General features: G+C 69.2%; 16 protein-coding genes. 13 read left to right on the forward strand and 3 right to left on the reverse strand.

All coding sequences use genetic code 11. The annotated features are described in order from the left end of the window. Positions 1-29: 29 nt before the first annotated feature. The 5 genes from ACFVJ5_RS16065 (at position 30) to ACFVJ5_RS16085 (ending at position 6,837) form a co-directional block, all read left to right on the forward strand. Positions 30-4,241 carry an amino acid adenylation domain-containing protein gene (locus tag ACFVJ5_RS16065; protein WP_379220810.1) on the forward strand — a complete coding sequence of 1,404 codons (4,212 nt, stop codon included), beginning with the start codon at positions 30-32 and terminating at the stop codon, positions 4,239-4,241. Beyond that, positions 4,238-4,915, forward strand: coding sequence for a DUF6875 domain-containing protein (locus ACFVJ5_RS16070; protein ID WP_379220812.1), 678 nt, complete (start codon positions 4,238-4,240; stop codon positions 4,913-4,915). Before ACFVJ5_RS16065 ends, ACFVJ5_RS16070 begins: the two co-directional genes overlap by 4 nt. Positions 4,916-4,971: 56 nt before the next feature. After that, entirely contained in the window at positions 4,972-5,937 is a 966-nt protein-coding gene (locus ACFVJ5_RS16075; protein WP_379220814.1) for an alpha/beta hydrolase, read from the forward strand. Positions 5,938-5,972: 35 nt separating this feature from the next. Next, complete coding sequence (locus ACFVJ5_RS16080) at positions 5,973-6,305, forward strand: TfoX/Sxy family protein (protein WP_379220816.1); 333 nt, start codon at positions 5,973-5,975, stop codon at positions 6,303-6,305. Between the two features lie 79 nt (positions 6,306-6,384). Further along, positions 6,385-6,837, forward strand: coding sequence for a VOC family protein (locus ACFVJ5_RS16085; RefSeq protein ID WP_379220817.1), 453 nt, complete (start codon positions 6,385-6,387; stop codon positions 6,835-6,837). A gap of 55 nt (positions 6,838-6,892) precedes the next feature. Here ACFVJ5_RS16085 and ACFVJ5_RS16090 read toward each other — a convergent pair whose 3' ends face one another. Further along, positions 6,893-7,321 carry a hypothetical protein gene (locus tag ACFVJ5_RS16090; protein WP_379220819.1) on the reverse strand — a complete coding sequence of 143 codons (429 nt, stop codon included), beginning with the start codon at positions 7,319-7,321 and terminating at the stop codon, positions 6,893-6,895. A 177-nt stretch (positions 7,322-7,498) separates the two neighbouring features. On the opposite strand from ACFVJ5_RS16090, the gene ACFVJ5_RS16095 reads away from it, so the two are divergent. Continuing rightward, positions 7,499-7,720, forward strand: a complete 222-nt coding sequence (locus tag ACFVJ5_RS16095; protein WP_378632772.1) for a hypothetical protein — start codon at positions 7,499-7,501, stop codon at positions 7,718-7,720. A 145-nt stretch (positions 7,721-7,865) separates the two neighbouring features. Continuing rightward, positions 7,866-10,463, forward strand: a complete 2,598-nt coding sequence (locus tag ACFVJ5_RS16100) for a LuxR C-terminal-related transcriptional regulator (RefSeq protein ID WP_379220821.1) — start codon at positions 7,866-7,868, stop codon at positions 10,461-10,463. A 2-nt stretch (positions 10,464-10,465) separates the two neighbouring features. Here the strand turns inward: ACFVJ5_RS16100 and ACFVJ5_RS16105 are convergent, their stop codons facing one another. Then, entirely contained in the window at positions 10,466-11,083 is a 618-nt protein-coding gene (locus tag ACFVJ5_RS16105; protein WP_378632776.1) for a TetR/AcrR family transcriptional regulator, read from the reverse strand. Positions 11,084-11,199: 116 nt separating this feature from the next. Here ACFVJ5_RS16105 and ACFVJ5_RS16110 point away from each other — a divergent pair, with 116 nt between their 5' ends. The 6 genes from ACFVJ5_RS16110 (at position 11,200) to ACFVJ5_RS16135 (ending at position 18,806) form a co-directional block, all read left to right on the forward strand. Next, the gene (locus tag ACFVJ5_RS16110; protein WP_379220823.1) at positions 11,200-12,573 is read left to right on the forward strand and encodes a flavin-containing monooxygenase; all 1,374 of its coding nucleotides are present in this window, start codon (positions 11,200-11,202) and stop codon (positions 12,571-12,573) included. Further along, entirely contained in the window at positions 12,570-13,718 is a 1,149-nt protein-coding gene (locus tag ACFVJ5_RS16115) for a serine hydrolase domain-containing protein (protein WP_379220825.1), read from the forward strand. The genes ACFVJ5_RS16110 and ACFVJ5_RS16115 overlap by 4 nt, the downstream gene beginning before the upstream one ends. A 2-nt stretch (positions 13,719-13,720) precedes the next feature. Continuing rightward, positions 13,721-14,764, forward strand: coding sequence for an NAD(P)-dependent alcohol dehydrogenase (locus ACFVJ5_RS16120; RefSeq protein ID WP_379221871.1), 1,044 nt, complete (start codon positions 13,721-13,723; stop codon positions 14,762-14,764). Between the two features lie 11 nt (positions 14,765-14,775). After that, positions 14,776-16,428, forward strand: a complete 1,653-nt coding sequence (locus ACFVJ5_RS16125) for a class I adenylate-forming enzyme family protein (protein ID WP_379220827.1) — start codon at positions 14,776-14,778, stop codon at positions 16,426-16,428. A gap of 13 nt (positions 16,429-16,441) precedes the next feature. Next, positions 16,442-18,181 carry an amidohydrolase family protein gene (locus tag ACFVJ5_RS16130; protein WP_379220829.1) on the forward strand — a complete coding sequence of 580 codons (1,740 nt, stop codon included), beginning with the start codon at positions 16,442-16,444 and terminating at the stop codon, positions 18,179-18,181. Between the two features lie 277 nt (positions 18,182-18,458). After that, a complete protein-coding gene (locus ACFVJ5_RS16135) occupies positions 18,459-18,806 on the forward strand; it encodes a hypothetical protein (RefSeq protein WP_379220831.1) in 348 nt (115 codons plus the stop codon). Positions 18,807-18,838: 32 nt separating this feature from the next. On the opposite strand, the gene ACFVJ5_RS16140 is transcribed toward ACFVJ5_RS16135, so the two are convergent. Further along, positions 18,839-19,999 (reverse strand): NADH:flavin oxidoreductase, encoded by a 1,161-nt coding sequence (locus tag ACFVJ5_RS16140; RefSeq protein WP_379220833.1) that lies wholly within the window; start codon positions 19,997-19,999, stop codon positions 18,839-18,841. Positions 20,000-20,098 lie beyond the last annotated feature (99 nt).

Consider the following 20,098-nt stretch of genomic DNA (forward strand, 5'->3'; position numbering starts at 1 on the left):
CGGTAGATGCCGTGATGGCGGCCGAGGCTGTGCCGATTCCTTTGTCTCCCGGTCAATTACGCTGGTGGGTAGCTCATCAGCTCGCACCCGGTGTGCCCGCCACGATCGCCCTGTATCTGGATCTGCGTGGGCCACTGGACATCGCGCGCCTGCGCACCGCGATCCGCTCGGCGGCAGTGCGTCTGCAGTCACCGCATGTGCGGGTACGGCTCGTCGATGGCACGCCCCACCAGTACCTCGACCCGGCAGTCTTCGGCGAACTCACCGAGGTCGATCTCACCGGTGTCGGCGAGGCGGCGCCGGGTGGCGGTGCGGATCATGGTGCGGCGGTGGCCGAAGCGCTGTCGCGGATGGAGGCGGATCGCCGGGCCCGGTGGGACCTGTGTGGGGACGCGATCACTGTCGCGACGTTGTACCGGGTGGGACCCGAGCGGTGCTTTCTCTACCTGCGCAGTCATCATCTGGTGCTCGACGGTGTCGGTGCGGCGGCGCTGCTGCGGCTGGCCGCCGAAAACTATTCGCGGGAAAGAGATCTCGACCAGGGTGCGGTGTTGTCGATCGAGGGCTTGGTCGACGCCGATCGGGTCTATCGTCATTCCGCTCGCGCGGTGGCGGATCGGGAGTTCTGGGCGAAAGAGACTGCGGGGCTGCCTGATCCGATCGGGATGGCCGGTATCGCCGCGCCCGCGTCGGCCTGTCCGCATCGGGTGTCGGCCTGCCTCGACGAGCGCAGCGCGACTCTGCTGGCCGCCGCGCGAGGGCGGTACGCGGCAAGCTTTCCGGAGCTGACCGCCGCTGCCTTCGCCGCGTTCCTCGCCAGAATGTCGGGCTCCGACCAGATCGTCCTCTCGCTGCCCGTGGCCGCTCGGCCCACCGCTGCCCTGCGACGCTCGGCCGGGTCGGTCTCCAATGTCGTGCCCCTGCGTCTGCGCCACCTCGGCACGGCGACAGTCGAAGAGCTGATCGATCAGGTGCGACTGCGGGTGATCGGCGCCCTGCGTCACCAGTGCTACCGCTACGAGGACATCCAATGCGACCGTGGCGAAACCCACTTGGCCCGAGGCGGATTCGGTCCGGTGATCAACCTCCTCGGCTTCACCGCTCCGCTGACCCTCGGTGCGGCTACCGGCCGGGCCCACCTGCTGAGCCTGGGCCCCGTCGAAGACCTCCTCGTCAACGGCTATCAACTCGGTCCCGACAACGCCAGCGCGACTATCGACTTCCAAGCCAACCCGGCCCGCTACGACGCCGCCACCCTGGCCTGGTACCACCGCCTGTTCCTCGACTGGTTCGCTACCTTCCTGGCCGCCGAACCAGCCAGGCCGATCCGTGACCTGAGTACCGAGTTCACCACCCCGCGCCCTTCGCGATCCCCCGCCGAGGAACCAGGTAACAGCAATGATGCGGGTGACGTCGCACGACGACCGCTGCTCCGGTCCGTCGCGGAATCGGTCCCGATCTTCTCGCGGGTAGCCGTCTGTGCGGCAACGACTTCGACGTTGCCCGAACTGTTCGGCCGATTCGACGAGGCAGCCGCCGTCGCGGTGGTGGACGGTGGCCGGTCGTTGACCTATCGGGAGCTCGGCGAGTCGGCGGCGCGGTGGGCCAGGGTGCTCATCGCGCACGGGGCGACGCCGGGAAGTCCGGTACTGACCGCGATTCCGAGGTCGCTCGAGTCGGTGCTAGCCGTGCGCGCCATCGCGGCGGCCGGTGCCTGCCTGACACCGATCGATGTGGGTGATCCGGGTGAGCGGATCGCCCGGATCATCGCCGGATCCGGTGCGGTGCTGGGGTTGACGACACGGGCTGCTCGCCCCGGGCGATCCGGCGATGCCGCCGGGGTCACCTGGCTGATGCTCGATGACGCGGAAACTCTGGCCCGCGTGGCCGATCAGCGATCGAACCCCGTCACCGACGCGGATCGTCGCGGTCGGCTGACCTCCGCGCACCCCGCCTACCTGATCCATACTTCGGGGACAACCGGGGCGCCCAAGGGCGTCGCGGTCACACATCGTGGCCTCGCTCCCTTGACCGGCCACCTGCTCGACCGCTACCGCACCACTCCGGATTCGGTAGTGCTGCACGCGCATTCGCCCGCGTTCGACGCACATCTCCTCGAACTCCTCGCCGCGTTCGCCGCGGGCGCACGTCTGGTGATCGAACCGCCCACGGTGGTCGCGGGCCCGGAGCTGACCGGGCTGATCACCGAGCATCGCGTCACGCATCTGCTCACCACGCCCGCCGTGCTGGCGACACTGCGCCCCGATGACGTACCGAGTCTGGCGGTGGTGGTCGTCGGCGGCGAGGCCTGCCCGCCGGAACTGGTCGCCACCTGGGCATCCCGAGTCCGCTTGCACAACGGCTACGGCCCGACCGAGGCCACGGTGATGGCAACGCAATCGGCGCCCCTGAGAGCGGGGGAGCCCGTGACTATCGGCACACCACTGCCGGCAGTGACGGCGCTGCTCCTTGATCCATATCTGCGAGCCGTTCCCGCCGGTGCGCGGGCCGAGCTGTACCTCGGTGGACCGTGCGTAGCGCAGGGCTATCTCGGCGATCCCGCGAGCACCGCGGCCCGTTTCGTGGCAGATCCCCGAGGTGGCGGCGAACGTGTCTACCGCACCGGCGATCTCGTCGGCCCGCGCGCCGACGGCGGCTACGAGTTCCTCGGCCGCATCGATTCCCAGCTGGCCGTCCGCGGCCGCCGCATCGAACCGGCCGAAGTCGAAACAGCCCTGCTCACCGACCCCACCATCGCCCACGCCGCAGTCGACATCGCCGACGCGGGCACCCCCGCCGCCCGTCTCATCGGCTACGTCGTCCCGAACCGGACCTCCGGCCACCCCGATCCGCGGCAATCCTGCGCGCCGAACACCACGTCCGACAGTGCCTCGCCCCTGCCCTGCGGCTCGGACGATCCCCCCGCATCGGACACCGCCTCGGCCCTGGCCCGCGGGTCGGAGCATCTGTTCGCCTCGGGCATCACATTCGATGCCGCCGCGGCCCTCGCCCGTCTACGCACTGTCCTACCCGCGGCTCTGGTCCCCGCCGCGTTGGTCACCCTCGACCGCCTCCCACTGACAGCCAACGGCAAACTCGACCGCGCGGCACTTCCCACGCAGCCGGCCACTCCTTACCGATCGCCACAAACCCCGCTCCAGCACCTGATCGCCACCACCTTCGCCACCGCCTGCGATCTCGACACGGTCGGCGCCGACGACGACTTCTTCGCGATCGGCGGCAATTCCCTTACCGGCGTGAGTGTTTCGGCGCAACTGGCCCAGTCGACGGACACCCCGATCACGGTCCGCTGGCTCTACACCGCACCGACGGTCGCCGCCCTCGCCCACCGCATCGAGACCTACCGCACCGACGCCGACCCGGGTGCCGACGCCCTCGCTACCGTGCTGCCCTTGCGCACCGGCGGCACCCACCCCCCTCTGTTCTGTGTCCACTCCGCCGTCCCGCTCGCCTGGTGCTACACCGGCCTGGCCCGCCACATCACGGACCGTCCTGTGTACGGATTGCAGGCACCGACCTTGTCGGTCGCAGGCCCGGGCCGGGCCGCATCAGGTGAGCACGTGACCGCGAAACCATCGCGACCGGACGCCCTGACCGTCGACTTCCTCGCGAGGACCTACGCCGCCGAGATCACCCGCCTGCAACCCGATGGCCCCCTCCACCTCCTCGGCTGGTCCCTCGGCGGCCAACTCGCCCACGCCACCGCCGTCCGGCTGCGCGCCGAAGGTCGCGACGTCGCCACCCTCGCCATGCTCGACAGTGTCGTCATCCCCGATCACGCCGACCCGCCTCCGCGCCCCCGCATGCGCGACCTGCTCACCCACCTGCTCGGTGACGAACCCGACGACGCCGACACCCTCCCCGACCTCTCGGCGGAGCAAGCCGCAGCCGAATTGGCCGGAGCCGGAGCAACTCTCGGGTCCGGACTCAGCGCGGGCCAACTGACCCGACTGCACGAGGCCTACGCCGACGGTGTCCGCCTCTCCCACGGTTTCCGCCCCGACCGCTTCGACGGCGACCTCCTCTACTTCTGTGCCACCCAGGGCATGACCGCCTTCCTCGACGCCCAGATCTGGCGTCCTTTCGTCACCGGCCGTCTCCTCGAACACCCCGTCGACACCACCCACGCCCAACTCACCAACGCCGACGTCGTCGCCCATATCGGCCCGATCCTCGACCGCCATCTGCGTGCGGTCGAAACCGTGACGGCCACACCGTGACCACCCTGCGCTCGACGACCGGCCGACGCACCGCCGCCACCTGGTGGTGCGTCTACGACGACCCCGTCCGCTGGTCCGCCGACCATCCTCGAACGGCGCCGTTGCTGGAGTGGTTCGCCGAGACTCTGATGCGACCGGACCCCGCCCAGGGACGGCCCGGCCCCGTCTGCCCGTTCGTCAAACCCGCTGCCGCACAACACACCCTGTGGATCGCCGAAACGGCTGACACCGGCTCGATCGCCGCGGCCATCGACGACGCCTTCGACCTCTACCGCACCCTCGACCACACCCCGGCCGTTCTCACCGTCTTCCCCGACCTCGACGACACCACCCGCATCGACGCCGCCCACGCGGCGCGAAAGAGCGACATCGTCCGGGCGGGCGCCATGCTGGGCCAGTTCTATCCCGGCTGCCCGGTCGCGGGCCTGTGGAATCGCGACTACCGCCCGCTGCACGCTCCACTGCCGATGCTGGTGATCCGCCCGATGATGAACACCGATTTCCCGTTCCTCGTCGGCAAACCGGAATGGCTCTCGGCCTACCTCGCCCGGCACGCGCCCGGACTCCCGCGCAAGCTCCGCGCCACGATTGCGGACCGGATGCACATCCCCGACGCGGGACCCGCCTCGGTCACCGAGCTACGCGCGCATTTTCCGGATGAACACGCACAATAGGGACACGAACCGGCCAATGCCGGACATTAGCGGGGTCATGCGGCACACTACGTCGCATGCGTCGGCTTGTGTGCTGTCTGCTCGTCCTGCTCGGCTGTGGAATCGTCGTCTCGCCCGCGGCGTCGGCGGAATCGGGGATCCTCGATGTCCGCCCGCTCGGCGGCCGGCAATTCGAGGTGGTCGTGTATTCCGCGGCGATGAACCGCCCGATCACCCTCTGGATGTCGCATCCCGGGTCCGGTGCGCCCGCGCTGTATCTGCTGAACGCGGTCGACGGCGGCGAGGGCGGCGGGCCGTGGATGCGGCGCACCGATGTGGTCGACTTCTTCGCCGACAAGCCGGTGAATGTGATCGTCCCGATCGGCGGCCGCGCCAGCATGTACACCGACTGGCAGCGCGACGACGGCGCGCTGGGCCGCAACAAGTGGTCCACCTTCCTGACGAACGAACTTCCCCCGCTGCTCAACGATCGCTTCGGTATGACCGGCGCCAACGGCGTCGCGGGCCTGTCGATGTCGGCCACGTCGGCCTTGAACCTGGCGATCGCGGCACCCGGCCTGTATCGCGCGGTCGGCGCCTTCAGCGGGTGCACGCAGACCAGTAATCCGCTCGCGGAGACGCTGGTCCGGTCCCAGCTGGCCACGTTCGGCGCCGACGCGACCAACATGTGGGGCGCCCCCGGTGACCCGGCGTGGGCGGCGAACGACCCGACCCTGCACGCCGACCGCCTGCGCGGCACCGCCATCTACCTGTCCTCGGGCAACGGCGCCCCCGGCCCGCACGAGGCCTTCAACGATCCGAGCATCGCGGGCAACGTCGGGGTCCTGCTCGACCGGCTGATGGTCGGCGGCACCATGGAAGCCGTGGTCGGCAGCTGCTCGAGCCCGCTCGCGGGACGTTTGGCCCAACTCGGCATCCCCGCGGACGTCCGCTTCCGCGCCGCGGGCACCCATGCCTGGCCGTACTGGCAGGACGACGTCCACGATTCCTGGCCGATGTTCGCCGCCGCCCTCGGCATCTGAGCCTTCCTGTCGGTGCCTCGGCGCACACTGAGTCGATGGCATACGACGAGGAACTCGCCGAGCGGATCCGGGAGATCGTCTACCCACGGCCCGACCTCGACGAGCGGAAGATGTTCGGCGGTCTCGCCTTCCTGATCGGCGGCAACATGGCCGTGGCCGCCAGCGGCAAGGGTGGGCTGCTGGTGCGGGTCGCCCCGGCCGAAGGCGACGCCCTGCTCGACGGCTCGACGATCACGCCGATGGTGATGGGCGGGCGTGAGCTACACGGCTGGCTGCGAGTGGCTCCCGAGACGGTCGACGACGACGCCGCACTGCGCGAATGGGTCCAGCGCGGGGTGGGGTTCGCGGAGACCTTGCCGCGGAAATAAAAGTTCGGCGGATGTGTCGAAGGGCGATGTTCGGCTCCGACCAGTGGGTGAAGCAAGCCACTCACCCAAGGAGCGCATCATGTCCGTCACCACTTTCCTCTGGTTCGACGCCGACGCCGAAGCGGCGGCCGAACTCTACGCGGCGACCGTCCCGAATTCGCGCGTCGTCGAGGTCACCCGCCAGGGCGACGGTTCGGCCTTCATCGTCACCCTCGACCTCGACGGCCAGGCCGTCACGCTGATGAACGGCGGGCCCGGCCACCCGCACAGCGATGCCGCCTCGCTGCAGGTGATCGTGGATACCCAGGACGAGATCGATCGGCTCTGGGAGGCGTTGACAAGTGGCGGCGGTGCGCCCGGCCCGTGCGGGTGGCTCACCGACCGCTTCGGGGTGTCCTGGCAGGTGGTCCCGGCGGTGCTGCCCAAGCTGATGGGTGGCGAGACCGATCGCGTCATCGCCGTCGGCACGGCGCTGCGTTCGATGTCCAAGCTCGACATCGCCGCCCTGCAACAGGCTTACGACCAAGCCTGAACGCGCGAACGGCCGCCGCGGGGAGAGGTTCGCGGCGGCCGTCGTGCGGGTGGGGCTAGCCGGCCGAGCCCGACAGCAGCCCACCCAGATCAGCGGAACCGGTACTCGTGCCACCGCCGGGGTTGGTCGGCTTCGGGGCGACGGTGATCGTGACGGTCTTCGAGCTGATGAGCTCCTGCACCGCCTTGATCTCGTGCGCGCCGGTGGTCTTCGGCGTCCAGCTGATGGTGGCCTTGCCGTCGGCCACCGAGACCGGCTCGCCGATCTGGGTGCCGTTGTCGGTGAAGGTCACCTTGAACAGGAACGAGGTGGCCGTGACATCGGCGGTCACGGTGTAGGTGGTATCCACGTAGTGCGTGCTGCCGCTCACCGCGATCCCCTGCACGAGCGCGGATGCCTGGGGTGCTGCCAGCACGGCGGCCGCGGCCACCGCGGTGAATGCCGTGAGTCCGAAACCGGCACGCCGCGCCTGGTAGATCTTCATGATGTTCTCCTGTTCGCGCTGATGATGAGCGCGACATTAGCCACCGGTTCGGCACCGCGTCCCGGAAACTGAAATAACGATGTTTAAAAATTCTACGGCCGGTGACGCCGCAGGTGGCGAGCGAATTCACCCGGAGCGGATGAGGCGCCCTCGGCGACCGGCCACGACACTCGAATCATGTCGACGTCCGGCCCGCTGCGCTATCAGTTCGTCATCGAGGGCGAGCTGTCCGAGCGTGTCCTCGCGGCCTTTCCCGAGCTGCGCCCCAGCTCGCATTCGCCCACCGGAACCACCACCCTGTTCGGTCTGGTCGCCGACAGCACGGCCATGCGCGGCGTGATGGCCCGCATCGACACCCTCGGCCTCACGTTGCTGAGTATGTCCCAGTTGCCCGACTGAGCATTCGCCGACGAGTCGACGTCGATCTGATAACGAGCGCCCTCACTTCTCCTCGCCAGCAACCGTACAGCCGCTGATTCGCCTACCGTCGATCTCGGCGGAGGTCGGCCGCCGCGCGGTGAACAGCGTGTTCAGGAGGGTGAAGATGGCTTCGTCGTCGGGTTCTCTGGACTTTCACGGTGGCGGCTCGGTGATAGCTGTGGCGGGGCGGTCCGCCGGTCTTCCCGAGCTGTCCTTCGCCCCGGTTCGGTGCAACGAGGCATTCGCCCGCCTGGATCGGGCGCAGGCCGCCACCGGGCAGACGGTGCTGCTGTGCGGGCCCGCGGGCAGCGGGAAGACCGTCGTGCTGGTCGACTGGGTGCGCCGCCGGTGCTCGGCGCGCGTCGCGTGGTCGACCGTCGCCGAACAGCGCGGATTCGATCTGCTCGCCGACATCGCCCGAACACTCGAACCGACCCCGGATTTCGTCCCGACCGGGATGCTGCACACACCGATGGACCGCGCCGTGGACCTCGTCGCCGCGCTGGCCGACGTCGAGCCGACCGTGCTGGTGATCGACAACGCCCACCTGCTCACCGACCCACTGCAACTCGCCGGCCTCGAATACCTGCTCACGCACCTGCCCGGCCAGGTCACCGCGGTGATCGCGAGCCGATTCGATCCGCCGCTGCGTTGGCACGCCCTCGATCTGGCGGGCAGGCTCACCCGGATCGGGGTGCCCGAACTCGCGTTGTCCCCGGATCGGGTCGCGCAACTGCTCGCCCAGCACGGGTGCCGGCTCGACGACGCCGAACTCGCCGTGGTCCAGAACCTGACCCGTGGCTGGGCCGCGCTGGTCCGCATCGCGGCGATCTGCCTGTCGGCCAACGGAACCGACCGCGGCACCGCCCTCGCCGCGCTGGCCCGCCCCTCGCACGCCGTCGCCGACTTCCTGGTCGCCGAACTGCTCGCCGCGCTGCCCGCGCCCACGCTCGAATTCCTGCTCGCCACAGCGGTTCCCGAGCAATTCTGCCTGCCCATGGCCGAGGATCTGGTCGGTGACGACGCCGCCCGCATCCTCGACGAACTGCTGCGCGCGAACTTCCCGCTGCACACCGTCGCCCACGCGGGCGAGCTCTGGCACACCTACCATCCGCTCCTGCGCGCCTACCTGCTCGCCGAGGCCGCGTACACCAGGCCGGAGCGCCTGCCCGACTGTCATCGCCGGGTGGCGGCGTGGTTCACCGCGGCCGCGATGCCGGGGCCCGCGCTCGGGCACGTCCTGGCCGAGCCCGGCGCCCCGGGGCTGGTGCCCTTCCTGCGCGACTGGGGGTTGCGCATGGTCCTGGACGGCACGGGCCACACCCTGCTCGCTGCCCTCGAAAACCTCTCCGAACACGACACTTTCGTTCGTCTGCTGCGCGCGGCCGTCGCGGTCGAGTCGGGCGATATCGCCGCCGCCGAGGTCTATCTCGAAGCCGCCCATGTGGGCCCCGAATCGGCCGCGCCGGTGGTGCCCCCCGAGTGGGTGGCCGCTCTCGACCGCGCCGTGAGCGCGGGAGTGGCTGTCCTGGTGGGTGATTCGTCCTCGATGAGCTGGCCACTGCCGCCGGTGACCGGCCAGGCCGACCTCGACTGCTATGCCGCGCTGCACTGCGGCATCGCCGAGATCTGCGGGGGCGAAATCGACAGTGGCGCGGCGTCTGTGCGTCACGCGATCGTGCACTCCGAGCAGGCCGGGCTGGGTCGCGTCGCGGTCCGTGCCAGAAGCGCGACGGCCGGGGCGGCCGGGATGGCGGGCCGGATCGGTGAGTTGCGCGCGCTGGCGGCCCAGGCGATCGACTGCGCCGAACGCTACGAACTGGCCGGCTCGGCCGATGCCGTGCCGGCCAGAGTGCTCGCGGCCTATGGCGCCTATCAGCAGGGCGTGGATTTCGAGCGGCCGTTGCCGGGCCTACCCTGGGTCGCGGCCGACGAGACCGTGGTGCCCGCGCCGGTGCGTCAGGTGGCGATCATGACCGGCGTGCTGATGTTCGCCGACGCCGCGGATCGGTCGGCCGCCGCGGTCGCACTCGCCAAGCAACTCCACCGCCTGCTCGACGAATCGCCGACGCTGCACGGCACCGGCGAACTGGTCACCGACGTGTTGTGGCTGCTGCTGCGCGTGCAGGCCAGGGCCGACGCGCAGCAGTTGATCGACCACGCCACGCGCGTGCTCGGCCGGACCCCCGAGATGGCTGTCGCCGAAGCGGGACTGGCGCTCTACGCCCATCGCCCCGCCGTCGTGCTGGCGGTGCTGGAACCGCTGCTCGCGACCCCGCGCTGTTCGTCGCGTTCGCTGGTCGCGGCATGGCTGCTGGTCGCGGTCGCCGCCGACCGCCTCGATCGTCCCCGCAAGGTCGACGACGCCTGCGAGCAGGCTCTCGCGCAGGCGGCGACCGAACAGCTGACGCGCCCGTTCCTCGACGTGCCGGAGGCGGCCGAACTGCTCGCCCGGATCGGCGCGCGCTTCGGTCAGTACGCGGCGCTCGTCGACCGTATCCGTGCCCACCGCGGCGCCACCGCGGGCGCACCGCAACTCACCGACACCGAACTGGTGGTGCTGCGCCAGCTTCCCTCGGGGATGACCGCGGGCAATATCGCCACCGACCTCGGCGTCTCGGTGAACACCGTCAAAACGCACCTGCGCGGCATCTACCAGAAGCTCGCCGTGAACGCGCGCGCCGAAGCGATCGCCCAGGCTCGCGTGCTCGGTCTGCTCTGATCTCAGTCCGGCGCCTGGAGGGCCGGAAACCAGACATCGGTGAGCACGGCCGCGGCCTGGGCGGCCGAGACGTCGATGGTGCCCTGCATCGCCCAGCGGGTGAAGAACCGCTCGAGTTGGGCGACGAGCAGTTCGATCCGCAGCCGGGCCTCGTCGCGGCGGTGCTCGGGCCAGCGGGCGAGATAGGCGGGCATGGTGTCGGCCAGGGTCATGATGCCCTCACGCGCCACCGCGCGGAATTCCGGTTCGAGCGCGGTGGCCTCGTCCCAGGCCGGGAGCATGTCCTTGTTCGTGAAGAACCAGTCGATCGCGCGAGTCATCCAGTCCGCGAACGACTCTCGGGAGCCGATGGTGAGTACCCGGTCCAGGTCGGCGTAGAAATCCCGGACGCTGGCGAGGGTGCCTTCCTGGGCGATGGCGCGCAGCACCTCGCCCTTGCTCGTGAAGTGCAGGTAGAAGGTCGCCCGGCTGCAGCCGACAGCGGCGGCGATGTCGTCGACGCGGACATCGGAGTAGCCCTGCGTCTCGAACAGGGTGCGGGCGGTCTCGACGATCCGGGCCTTGGTCAGGCGCTTCTGTTCCTCGCGTAGCGATCCACGGCGGGCGGGTTCGGTCGTCATGTGTTGATCCTAGACGATCAGCTCATTCACTGGACATGATGTCTAGCGAGACGCTATCCTGTGGTCCACGTCACCCGGCATGGTCATCGTGACCGAGGCCGCTGGAGGAGTTGTGCATGGATACACGCGAATTACCCAAGGTATGCGTCATCGGCGCCGGACCTTCGGGTATCACCGCCGCCAAGCGGCTTGCCGAGAGCGGAATTCCGTTCGACTGCTATGAGGCGTCCGACGAGGTCGGCGGCAACTGGTACTTCAAGAATCCCAACGGCATGTCGGCCTGCTATCAGAGCCTGCACATCGATACCTCGAAGTACCGCCTGCAGTTCGAGGACTTCCCGGCCCCGGCGGATTGGCCGCACTTCCCGCACCACTCGCAGCTGCTGCAGTACTTCAAGGACTACGTCGACCACTTCGGCCTGCGCGACAGTATTCGGTTCAACAGCCTGGTCACCTCGGCCGAGCGCGACGACGCGGGCCTGTGGCGGGTCACGACGGCGGCGGGCGACACCGAGGTCTACGACGCGCTGATCGTGTGCAACGGCCACCACTGGAATCCCCGATTCCCGGACTATCCCGGCGAATTCGACGGCGTGCTCATGCACAGCCACGCCTACAACGACCCGTTCGACCCGATCGACATGCGCGGCAAGCGGATCGTCGTGGTCGGCATGGGCAACTCCGGGCTCGATATCGCCTCGGAACTGTCCCAGCGGTTCATCGCCTCGAAGCTGTTCGTCTCCGCCCGTCGCGGCGTGTGGGTGCTGCCCAAGTACGTCAACGGGCAAGTGGGCGACCGTGCGTCGATGCCCGCGTGGATTCCCGACAAGATCGCACTCAAGCTCAAACAGCGCTTCGTGCGCAAGAACCGCGGCGAGATGTCGACCTACGGACTGCCGACGCCCGATCACGAGCCGTTCGAGGCGCATCCCTCGGCGAGTGAGGAATTCCTGCACCGGGCCGGCTGCGGTGACGTGGAGTGCAAGCCCGCGATCACCCGATTGGACGGCGACACCGTGCATTTCGCCGACGGCACCAGCGAGCAGGTCGATGTGATCGTGTGCGCCACCGGCTACCACATCAGTTTTCCGTTCTTCGCCGACGCCGAGTTGGTGCCCGACGCGGCCAATCGCTTCCCGCTGTTCCAGATGATGATGAAGCCCGGCGTGGACAACCTGTTCTATCTCGGCCTGGCCCAGCCGATGCCGACGCTGGTGAACTTCGCCGAGCAGCAGAGCAAGCTGGTGGCCGCCTACCTGACCGGTCGCTATCACCTGCCCCCGCGCGAGCGGATCGACGAGGTGCTCGGCGCGCAGGAGGCCAAACGCGCCGGACGCTATTACGATTCGCCCCGCCACACCATCCAGACCGAATTCGAGCCGTACGTGCGCTCGATGACCAAGGAGCTGGAGCGCGGCGCGAAACGTGCCGCCGCCGCTGGCAATACGTTGCCGGTGCCCGCTCGGGTGGCTGCCGAGGTGGCGCGATGAGCACTTCTTCGGGCTTCTGCCGTGACGAATTCGCCGGTGTGCGTGCGGCCTTCGACGAACACCTCGCCTCCGGCGCCGAACTGGGCGCCGCCCTGTGCGTCACCGTCGACGGTGACCCGGTACTCGACCTGTGGGGTGGTTACGCCGACCCGGAGCAGACCACCGCGTGGGCGGCCGACACCCTGGTGAACGTCTTCTCGGTCACCAAGACGATGACGGCGCTGTGTGCCCTGCTGCTGGTCGACCGTGGTGAACTCGACGTCGATCAGCGGGTTGCCCACTACTGGCCCGAATTCGCGGCGAACGGCAAGGCGGACATCGAAGTTCGGCACCTGCTCTCGCACACCTCGGGCGTCTCGGGCTGGGACAAGCCGATCGCGCTGTCCGACATCTACGACACCGATGCCGCCGCCGCCCGGCTGGCGACACAGGCGCCCTGGTGGGAGCCGGGGACCGCCTCGGGCTATCACGCCATCAACTACGGCCATCTCGTCGGTGAACTCGTGCGCCGCATCACCGGTCGTTCACTGGGCACGTTCTTCGCCGGCGAACTGGCCGGGCCCTTGGGTGCCGATTTCCACATCGGCACCGGTCCCGAGCACGCCGACCGGATCGCCACCCTGGTGCCGCCGGAGATGCCGGACTTCGACCTGTCGACCCTCGATCAGGACAGTGTGCTGATCAAGACGCTCACCAGTCCCTGGCTGGAGGTCTCCGAAACCGCGACGCCGGCGTGGCGAGAGGCCGAGATCGGCGGCACCAACGGGCACGGCAACGCGCGCTCGGTGGCCCGCATTCAGTCGCTGATCGCCAACGGCGGCGAGCTGAGCGGCAGGCAGTTCCTCTCGCCCGCGACGATCGAGCTGATCTTCCGCGAGCAGGCCGACGGCATCGACCTGGCGCTGCTGGCTCCGCTGCGTTTCGGCATCGGCTACGGGCTGCCACGACCGGAGACGTTCCCGCACATCCCCGACGGGCGGGTCTGCTGGTGGGCCGGTTACGGCGGCTCGATGGTCGTCAACGACCTGGATCGCCGAATCACCTTCGCCTACACCATGAATCGCATGGCGACCGGACTGATCGGCTCCGATCGGTGCGACAGCTATCTGAAGGCCACGTTCGACGCGGTAGGAGACGCCCGATGACCATGCGTGCGATGCAGTTGACGGCGCCGGGCACCCTCGAATTGCGTACGGTGCCCGTACCCGAGCTCGGCCCCGACGATCTGCTGCTGCGGGTCGGCGCGGCCGGGATCTGCCATTCGGATTCGTTCGTGCTGAGCCTGCCGTTCCCGATGAGCGAGAAGCCCTTGACGTTGGGTCACGAGATCGCGGGCACCATCGAGGCGGTCGGCTCGGCGGTGGAAGGTCGCCGCGTCGGCGAACGCGGGATCGTGTACCTGTGCTGGTCGTGCGGAGAGTGCCGGGAGTGCCTGCGCGGCAACGAGAATGTTTGCCTGGCCGCCGGTCGCACCGCGATGCCGCCGTGCCCCGGCCTCGGCCCCGACGGTGGTATGGCCGAGTACGTCCGCATCCCGGTGCGCTCGTTCGTACCGATCGCCGACGAACTCGACTTCGCCCACGCCGCGCCTCTCGCTGACGCGGCCCTGACGCCGATGCACGCCATTCGCGGCGCCATGGACCAGCTGTGGCCCGGCGCCACCGCGGTCGCCATCGGCATCGGCGGACTCGGCCACGTCGCGATCCAGCTGTTGAAGGCCCTCACCCAAACCACCGTGATCGCGGTCGACGTGGACGCCGACAAGCTCGCCCTGGCCACCGAATGCGGCGCCGACATCGTGCTCAAGGCCGACGAGAACACCGCGGCAACGATCTTGGAGCTCACCGGCGGACGCGGTGCGGAGGCGGTGTTCGACTTCGTCGGCGCCGACCCCACCGTCAAGGTCGCCGTCGAATCCGTCGCCCCCAACGGCGCTGTCCGGCTGGTCGGTCTCGGCGGCGGCGCCACCGGCATCGATTCCGGACCGGCCGGCGGACCCGGACTGCCATGGGGTGCCACGGTGCGAAAGTCCTACGGCGGCACCAGATCCGACCTCATCGATTCCGTGGCTCTGGCCGCCGCGGGCAAGCTCCGCGCCCAGGTCGAGCGGTTCGACCTGGCCGACGCCCGCACCGCCTTCGACCGACTCGACTCCGGCGCGATCCGCGGCCGTGCCGTCCTGATTCCTTGATGGAGAAGAACATGACCAACGCTGTAGACCCACAGGAATTCGTGGCCAAGGTGGCGGCGGGCCTGACCGCGCCGGGCGCGCCGTTCGAGATGGCCGTCGAACCCGTTCTCGGCGTGCCGATTCCGGTCTTCGCCCACCGCCGTGCCAACCTGCGCGAACTACTGGAGCACTCGCGCAAGTGGGGCGAGCGCGACTACCTCGTCACCGAGGACCGCCGGATCTCCTTCACCGAGCACGCCGCGGCCGCGGGTGCGCTGGCCACCGCGCTGGCCGCCAGGTACGGCGTCGGCAAGGGTGATCGCGTGGGCATCCTGGCCGCCAACGGCCCGGACTGGGTGATCGCGTTCTGGGCCGCGCAGTGCCTCGGCGCGATCCCGGTCGGCTACAACGCGTGGTGGGCGCCGCCGGAGATCGCCTACGGGCTCGGCCACACCACCCCGACCGTCGTCATCGCCGACGCGAAAAGGGCTGCGCTGCTCGCCGAAACGGGCACCGAACTGCCCGTCTTGACCATGGACGAGGATCTGCCCGCCCTGATCGCCGAGTTCGGCGGCGGGGAGATCCCCAGCACGCCGGTCGCCGAGGACGATCCGGCCGTGATCCTCTACACCAGCGGGACCAGCGGCAGGCCGAAGGGCGTTGTCCATTCGCAGCGAAACATGGTGGCGATCAGCGACTATCACCGTTTCACCGACGCCATGATGGCCGCGTTCATGGGGCAGGAGCCCGGCGACGCCCCCAGCGATCGCCGCTACCTGGTCACCGCGCCGCTGTTCCACATCGCCAGCCTGCACAACCTCGTCATCCCGCGCCTGCTGACGGGTGCGGCCGCGGTGTTCCCGCACGGCGCCTTCGAAGTCGGCCGGGTACTGAGCCTGGTCGAACGCGAGAAGGTCACCAACTGGGCGGCGGTGCCGACCATGGCGTCGCGACTGCTGGAACACGATGTGGCCCAGCACGATCTGTCGTCGCTGAGCGCGCTCTCGCTGAACTCCGCGCCGTCCTCGCCCGCGCTGCTCGCCAGCCTGCGCGAGAAGATCCCGGCCCTGCAGTTCTCGCTGACCACCAGCTACGGCCTCACCGAGAGCGGCACCGCGGCGACGGTCGCCACCCCGCTGGACCTGGCCGCGGACGACGCCTCGGTCGGCAGGCCGATCATCGGGGTGGCGGTGGAGATCCGCGACGCCGAGGGCAACGCGGTCGCCGAGGGTGAAGAGGGCGAGATCTGTATCCGCAGTCCCTACGTGATGCTCGGCTACTGGAACGACGACGCGGCCACCGCGGCCGCTGTCGACGACCAGCGCTGGTTGCGCTCCGGTGATTTCGGCACGATGGACAACGGCAGGCTCACCGTGTCGGGCAGGCGCACCGACCTGATCCTGCGCGGCGGCGAGAACGTGTACCCCACCGAGATCGAGAACGTGCTCGTCGAACATCCGGCCGTCAGCGACTGCGCGGTCTTCGGCGTCGCCCACCCCGATCTCGGCCAGGAAGTGGCGGCGATCGTCGTCGCCGAACCAGGGGCGGTGGACCCGGAGGAACTGCGCGCCTTCGTCGCCGATCGCCTCGCCTATTTCAAGGTGCCCGCCCGGTGGCGGATCACTTCGGACGTGCTGCCGCGCAACGCGACCGGTAAAGTCACCAGGCGCGAGCTCGCGATCTAAGAGGGGTCACACAATGTTCGACAGCATCATCAAGGGTGCCCGTTGGTTCGACGGCACCGGTGCCCCATCCGCGGTTCGTCACCTCGGCATCACCGACGGCAGGATCGCCGAGATCTCGGCGACCCCGCTCGACGAGACCGGCTGCTCCCGCGTCGTGGACGCGACCGGCAAATGGGTGATCCCCGGCATCATCGACATCCACACCCACTACGACGTCGAAGTCCTGCTCGACCCGTCGCTGTCGGAGTCGGTGCGTCACGGCGTCACCACCGTGCTGCTCGGTTCGTGTTCGCTCTCGACCGTGCACGTAGACGGCGAGACCGCGGGCGACCTGTTCGGCAGGGTCGAGGCCATCCCGCGTCAGTACGTGGTCGGCGCGATGAACGACGTCCAGACCTGGAGTACCGCAGGCGAATACGTTGACGCGCTCGAACAGTTGCCGCTCGGGCCCAACCTGGCCGGCTTCATCGGCCACTCCGATATCCGGGCCGCGGTGATGGGGCTGGACCGCTCCACCCGCAAGGACGTGAAACCGTCCGAGGAGGAGCTGGCCGAGATCGAGCGCATGCTCGCCGACGCGCTCGACGTCGGCTTCGTCGGAATGTCTTCGCAGCAGCTGCTTTTCGACAAGCTCGACGGCGAGACCTGCCGTTCGCGGACGCTGCCGTCCACCTACGCCAAGAGCAAGGAACGCCACCGGCTCAACACGATCCTGCGCAAGCGCGGTCGCGCGTTGCAGGGCGGACCCGACATCACCAACCCCAAGAGCCTGGTGTCGATGGCGGTGTCGAGCATCGGTCTGTGGCGTAACGCGCTCAAGGTGAGCCTGCTGTCGGCGGCCGATGTGAAGGCGGTGCCGGGCGCGTCCAAGATGTTCCCCGCCGTCGGCAAGATCATCAACGGGCTCGACGGCAACTTCCGCTGGCAGCATCTGCCGGTGCCGTTCGAGGTGTACTCCGACGGCATCTCGCTGCCGGTGTTCGAGGAGTTCGGCTCCGGCGCGGCGGCTTTGCACCTGTCCGACCACATCGACGAGCAGCGTCACCTCATGCAGGACGAGCAGTACCGCCGCACGTTCCGCAAGGACTACGACAACAAGTACGGTCCGCGCGCGTGGCACCGCGATTTCTTCGACGCCGACATCGTCGAATGCCCCGACGAGACCGTCATCGGCAAGACCTTCGGTGAAGTCGGTGTCGACCGTGGTGGTCTGCATCCGGTCGACGCGTTCCTCGACCTCGTCGTCGAACACGGCGACAAACTGCGCTGGCGCACCACCATCTCCAACCACCGACCCGAGGTGGCCGACGTCCTGGCCGCCGACCCGTCGGTCCAGCTCGGCTTCTCCGACGCGGGCGCGCACCTGCGCAATATGGCCTTCTACAACTTCGGTCTGCGCCTGCTTCGCCGCGTCAACGACGCCGCGACCAGCGACAAGCCGTTCATGACGGTCGAGCACGCGGTGCACCGCCTCACCGGCGAACTGGCCGACTGGTACGGCCTGGACACCGGCCACCTGCGCGTGGGTGATCGCGCCGACGCGGTCGTCATCGATCCCGCCCATCTCGACGAAACCCTGGACGCCTACGCGGAGAGCCCCCTCGCCATCTTCGGCAACCTCTCGCGCATGGTCAACCGCAACGACGACACGGTCACCGCGGTCTTCGTCAACGGCCGCTACGTCTTCGGCGAGGGCGAAGCGGATCCCGTGCTCGGCACCGAACGAGTGGGAGCCTTCCTGCGCGCCGAGTAGGTGAGCCCGGTGCGCACCGGCCCCGCACCGATCTGCCACCCTCAGCTGACGACCGGACGGGGGGGGGGCCGCCCCCGCGCGGGGCCGCGCCCCCCCCCCCCACACAAAAGGGCCGCCTGGAAGATGATGTGGGCGAACAGATGGACGAGGGGCTGCGGCCGGGGGCCCCCCCCCCCCCCCCCCCTCGCCCCCCCCCCCCCGCCCGCGCCGCGGGCCCCCCCCCCGGCGCCGCGGCCCCCCCCGCCCGAACACCAGGACATCAGCGAGAGGACTCGATATGTCGGACGCGAAACGGATCACCTGGGGTAAACCGCGTCATCCCACCGACGCCGACCGCGACGCCCTCCGCGAGGACCTGCTCGCCAAGGCGCGCGCCGTGCGCGGTGACGGCTGGGCCGGCCACCGCACCGAATGGCCCGCCGGTCAGGTGGCTGTCGTCGCCTATGTGCTGGGCGACGCCGAGGTCCTCGCCGAACTCGAGGAGAACGAGAGCACCGTCCTGAGCCGCTACGCCGCCGACCTGTTCGGCTTCGTCGGCGGCCGCAAGGACAATGAGAAGGGTCTCGTCGACACCCAGGCCTGGTTCGACGCGGTGCGCAAAGCCCTCGGTAAACCCGCGTCGTGATCACCTGGTCGGCGATCGACCGACCAGGTGGGCTAGGTGCGGAGCACGCATTCCGTGCGTGAGTAGATGGTCGGGACACATTCGTTGCAGTGCGTGCACAGGGAACGGGTCGTCGCGTCGGTGTGCCAGCGGCGGATCAGGTCCGGTTCACGCAGCAGGGCCCGGCCCATGGCGACGAAATCGAAGCCTTCGTCGATGGCCTGCTGTGCGGTCGGGCGGTCGGTGATGCCGCCGAGCAGGATGATCGGCAGCGTCAGCTCCTCGCGGAACCGGCGCGCCTTGTCGGCGAGATAGGCCGGGCGGTAAGGATATTCGCGCAGAAAGCCCTTGCCGACGAGCTGGAATCCCCACCGCGTCGGCACCGGCAGCGTCTTCGCGAAGTTCTTGCGCGGCGCGTCACCGCGGAAGATCGCCATCGGATTGAGCAGGGAGCTGCCCGCGGTGAGTTCGAGGGCGTCGATCGCGCCGTCGTCCTGCAACCAGGTCGCCACCTGCAGCGACTCCTCGATCGAGAACCCGCCTCGCACACCGTCTTCCATGGTGAGCTTGGCCGTCACGGCCATCGTGTCGCCGACGGCGTCACGCACGGCTTTCACCAGTTCCCTGGCCACGCGCGCCCGGTTGACCAGCGACCCGCCGTAATCGTCCTTGCGCCGATTGAGTATCGGACTCAGGAACGCGCTCGCCAGATAGTTGTGCCCGAGATGCACCTCGACGGCGTCGAACCCGGACTCGCGCGCGAATCGCGCCGCCCGCGCGTGCGCCGCGACGACCTCGGCGATCCCGAGCGCGTCCGGCACCTTGGTGAAGCGCATCCCGAGCGGATTGAACATCCGGCTCGGCGCCAGCGCGGGCGCCTGATTCGACTTGGCGTTCGCGACCGGTCCGGCGTGCCCCAGTTGTGCGCTCACCGCCGCGCCCTCGGCGTGCACCGCGTCGGTGAGCCCGCGCAGGCCGGGCACCGCCTCCTCGCGCATCCAGATCTGGTGCCGGTCGGTACGCCCACCCGGCGCGACCGCGCAGTAGGCGACCGTCGTCATCCCCACCCCGCCTTCGGCGACCTCCCGGTGGAACTCCACCAGGTCGTCGGTGACGAGTGCGTCCGGTGTCCGCCCCTCGAACGTGGCAGCCTTGATCACCCGGTTACGCAGGGTGAGCGGACCGAGAGTGGCGGGTGCGAGGACATCGCTCATGCGCAAAAGTGAAACACGTTACAGTCCTGCGGGCAATGGGGGATCTCCCGCTGAGTGGGCCGAAACGATGCCGGCCCGCCTGCGTGGAAAGCGGGCGGG

It is taken from the genome of Nocardia sp. NPDC127606 (assembly GCF_042671725.1).
In the GTDB taxonomy this organism is placed as follows: Bacteria; Actinomycetota; Actinomycetes; order Mycobacteriales; family Mycobacteriaceae; genus Nocardia.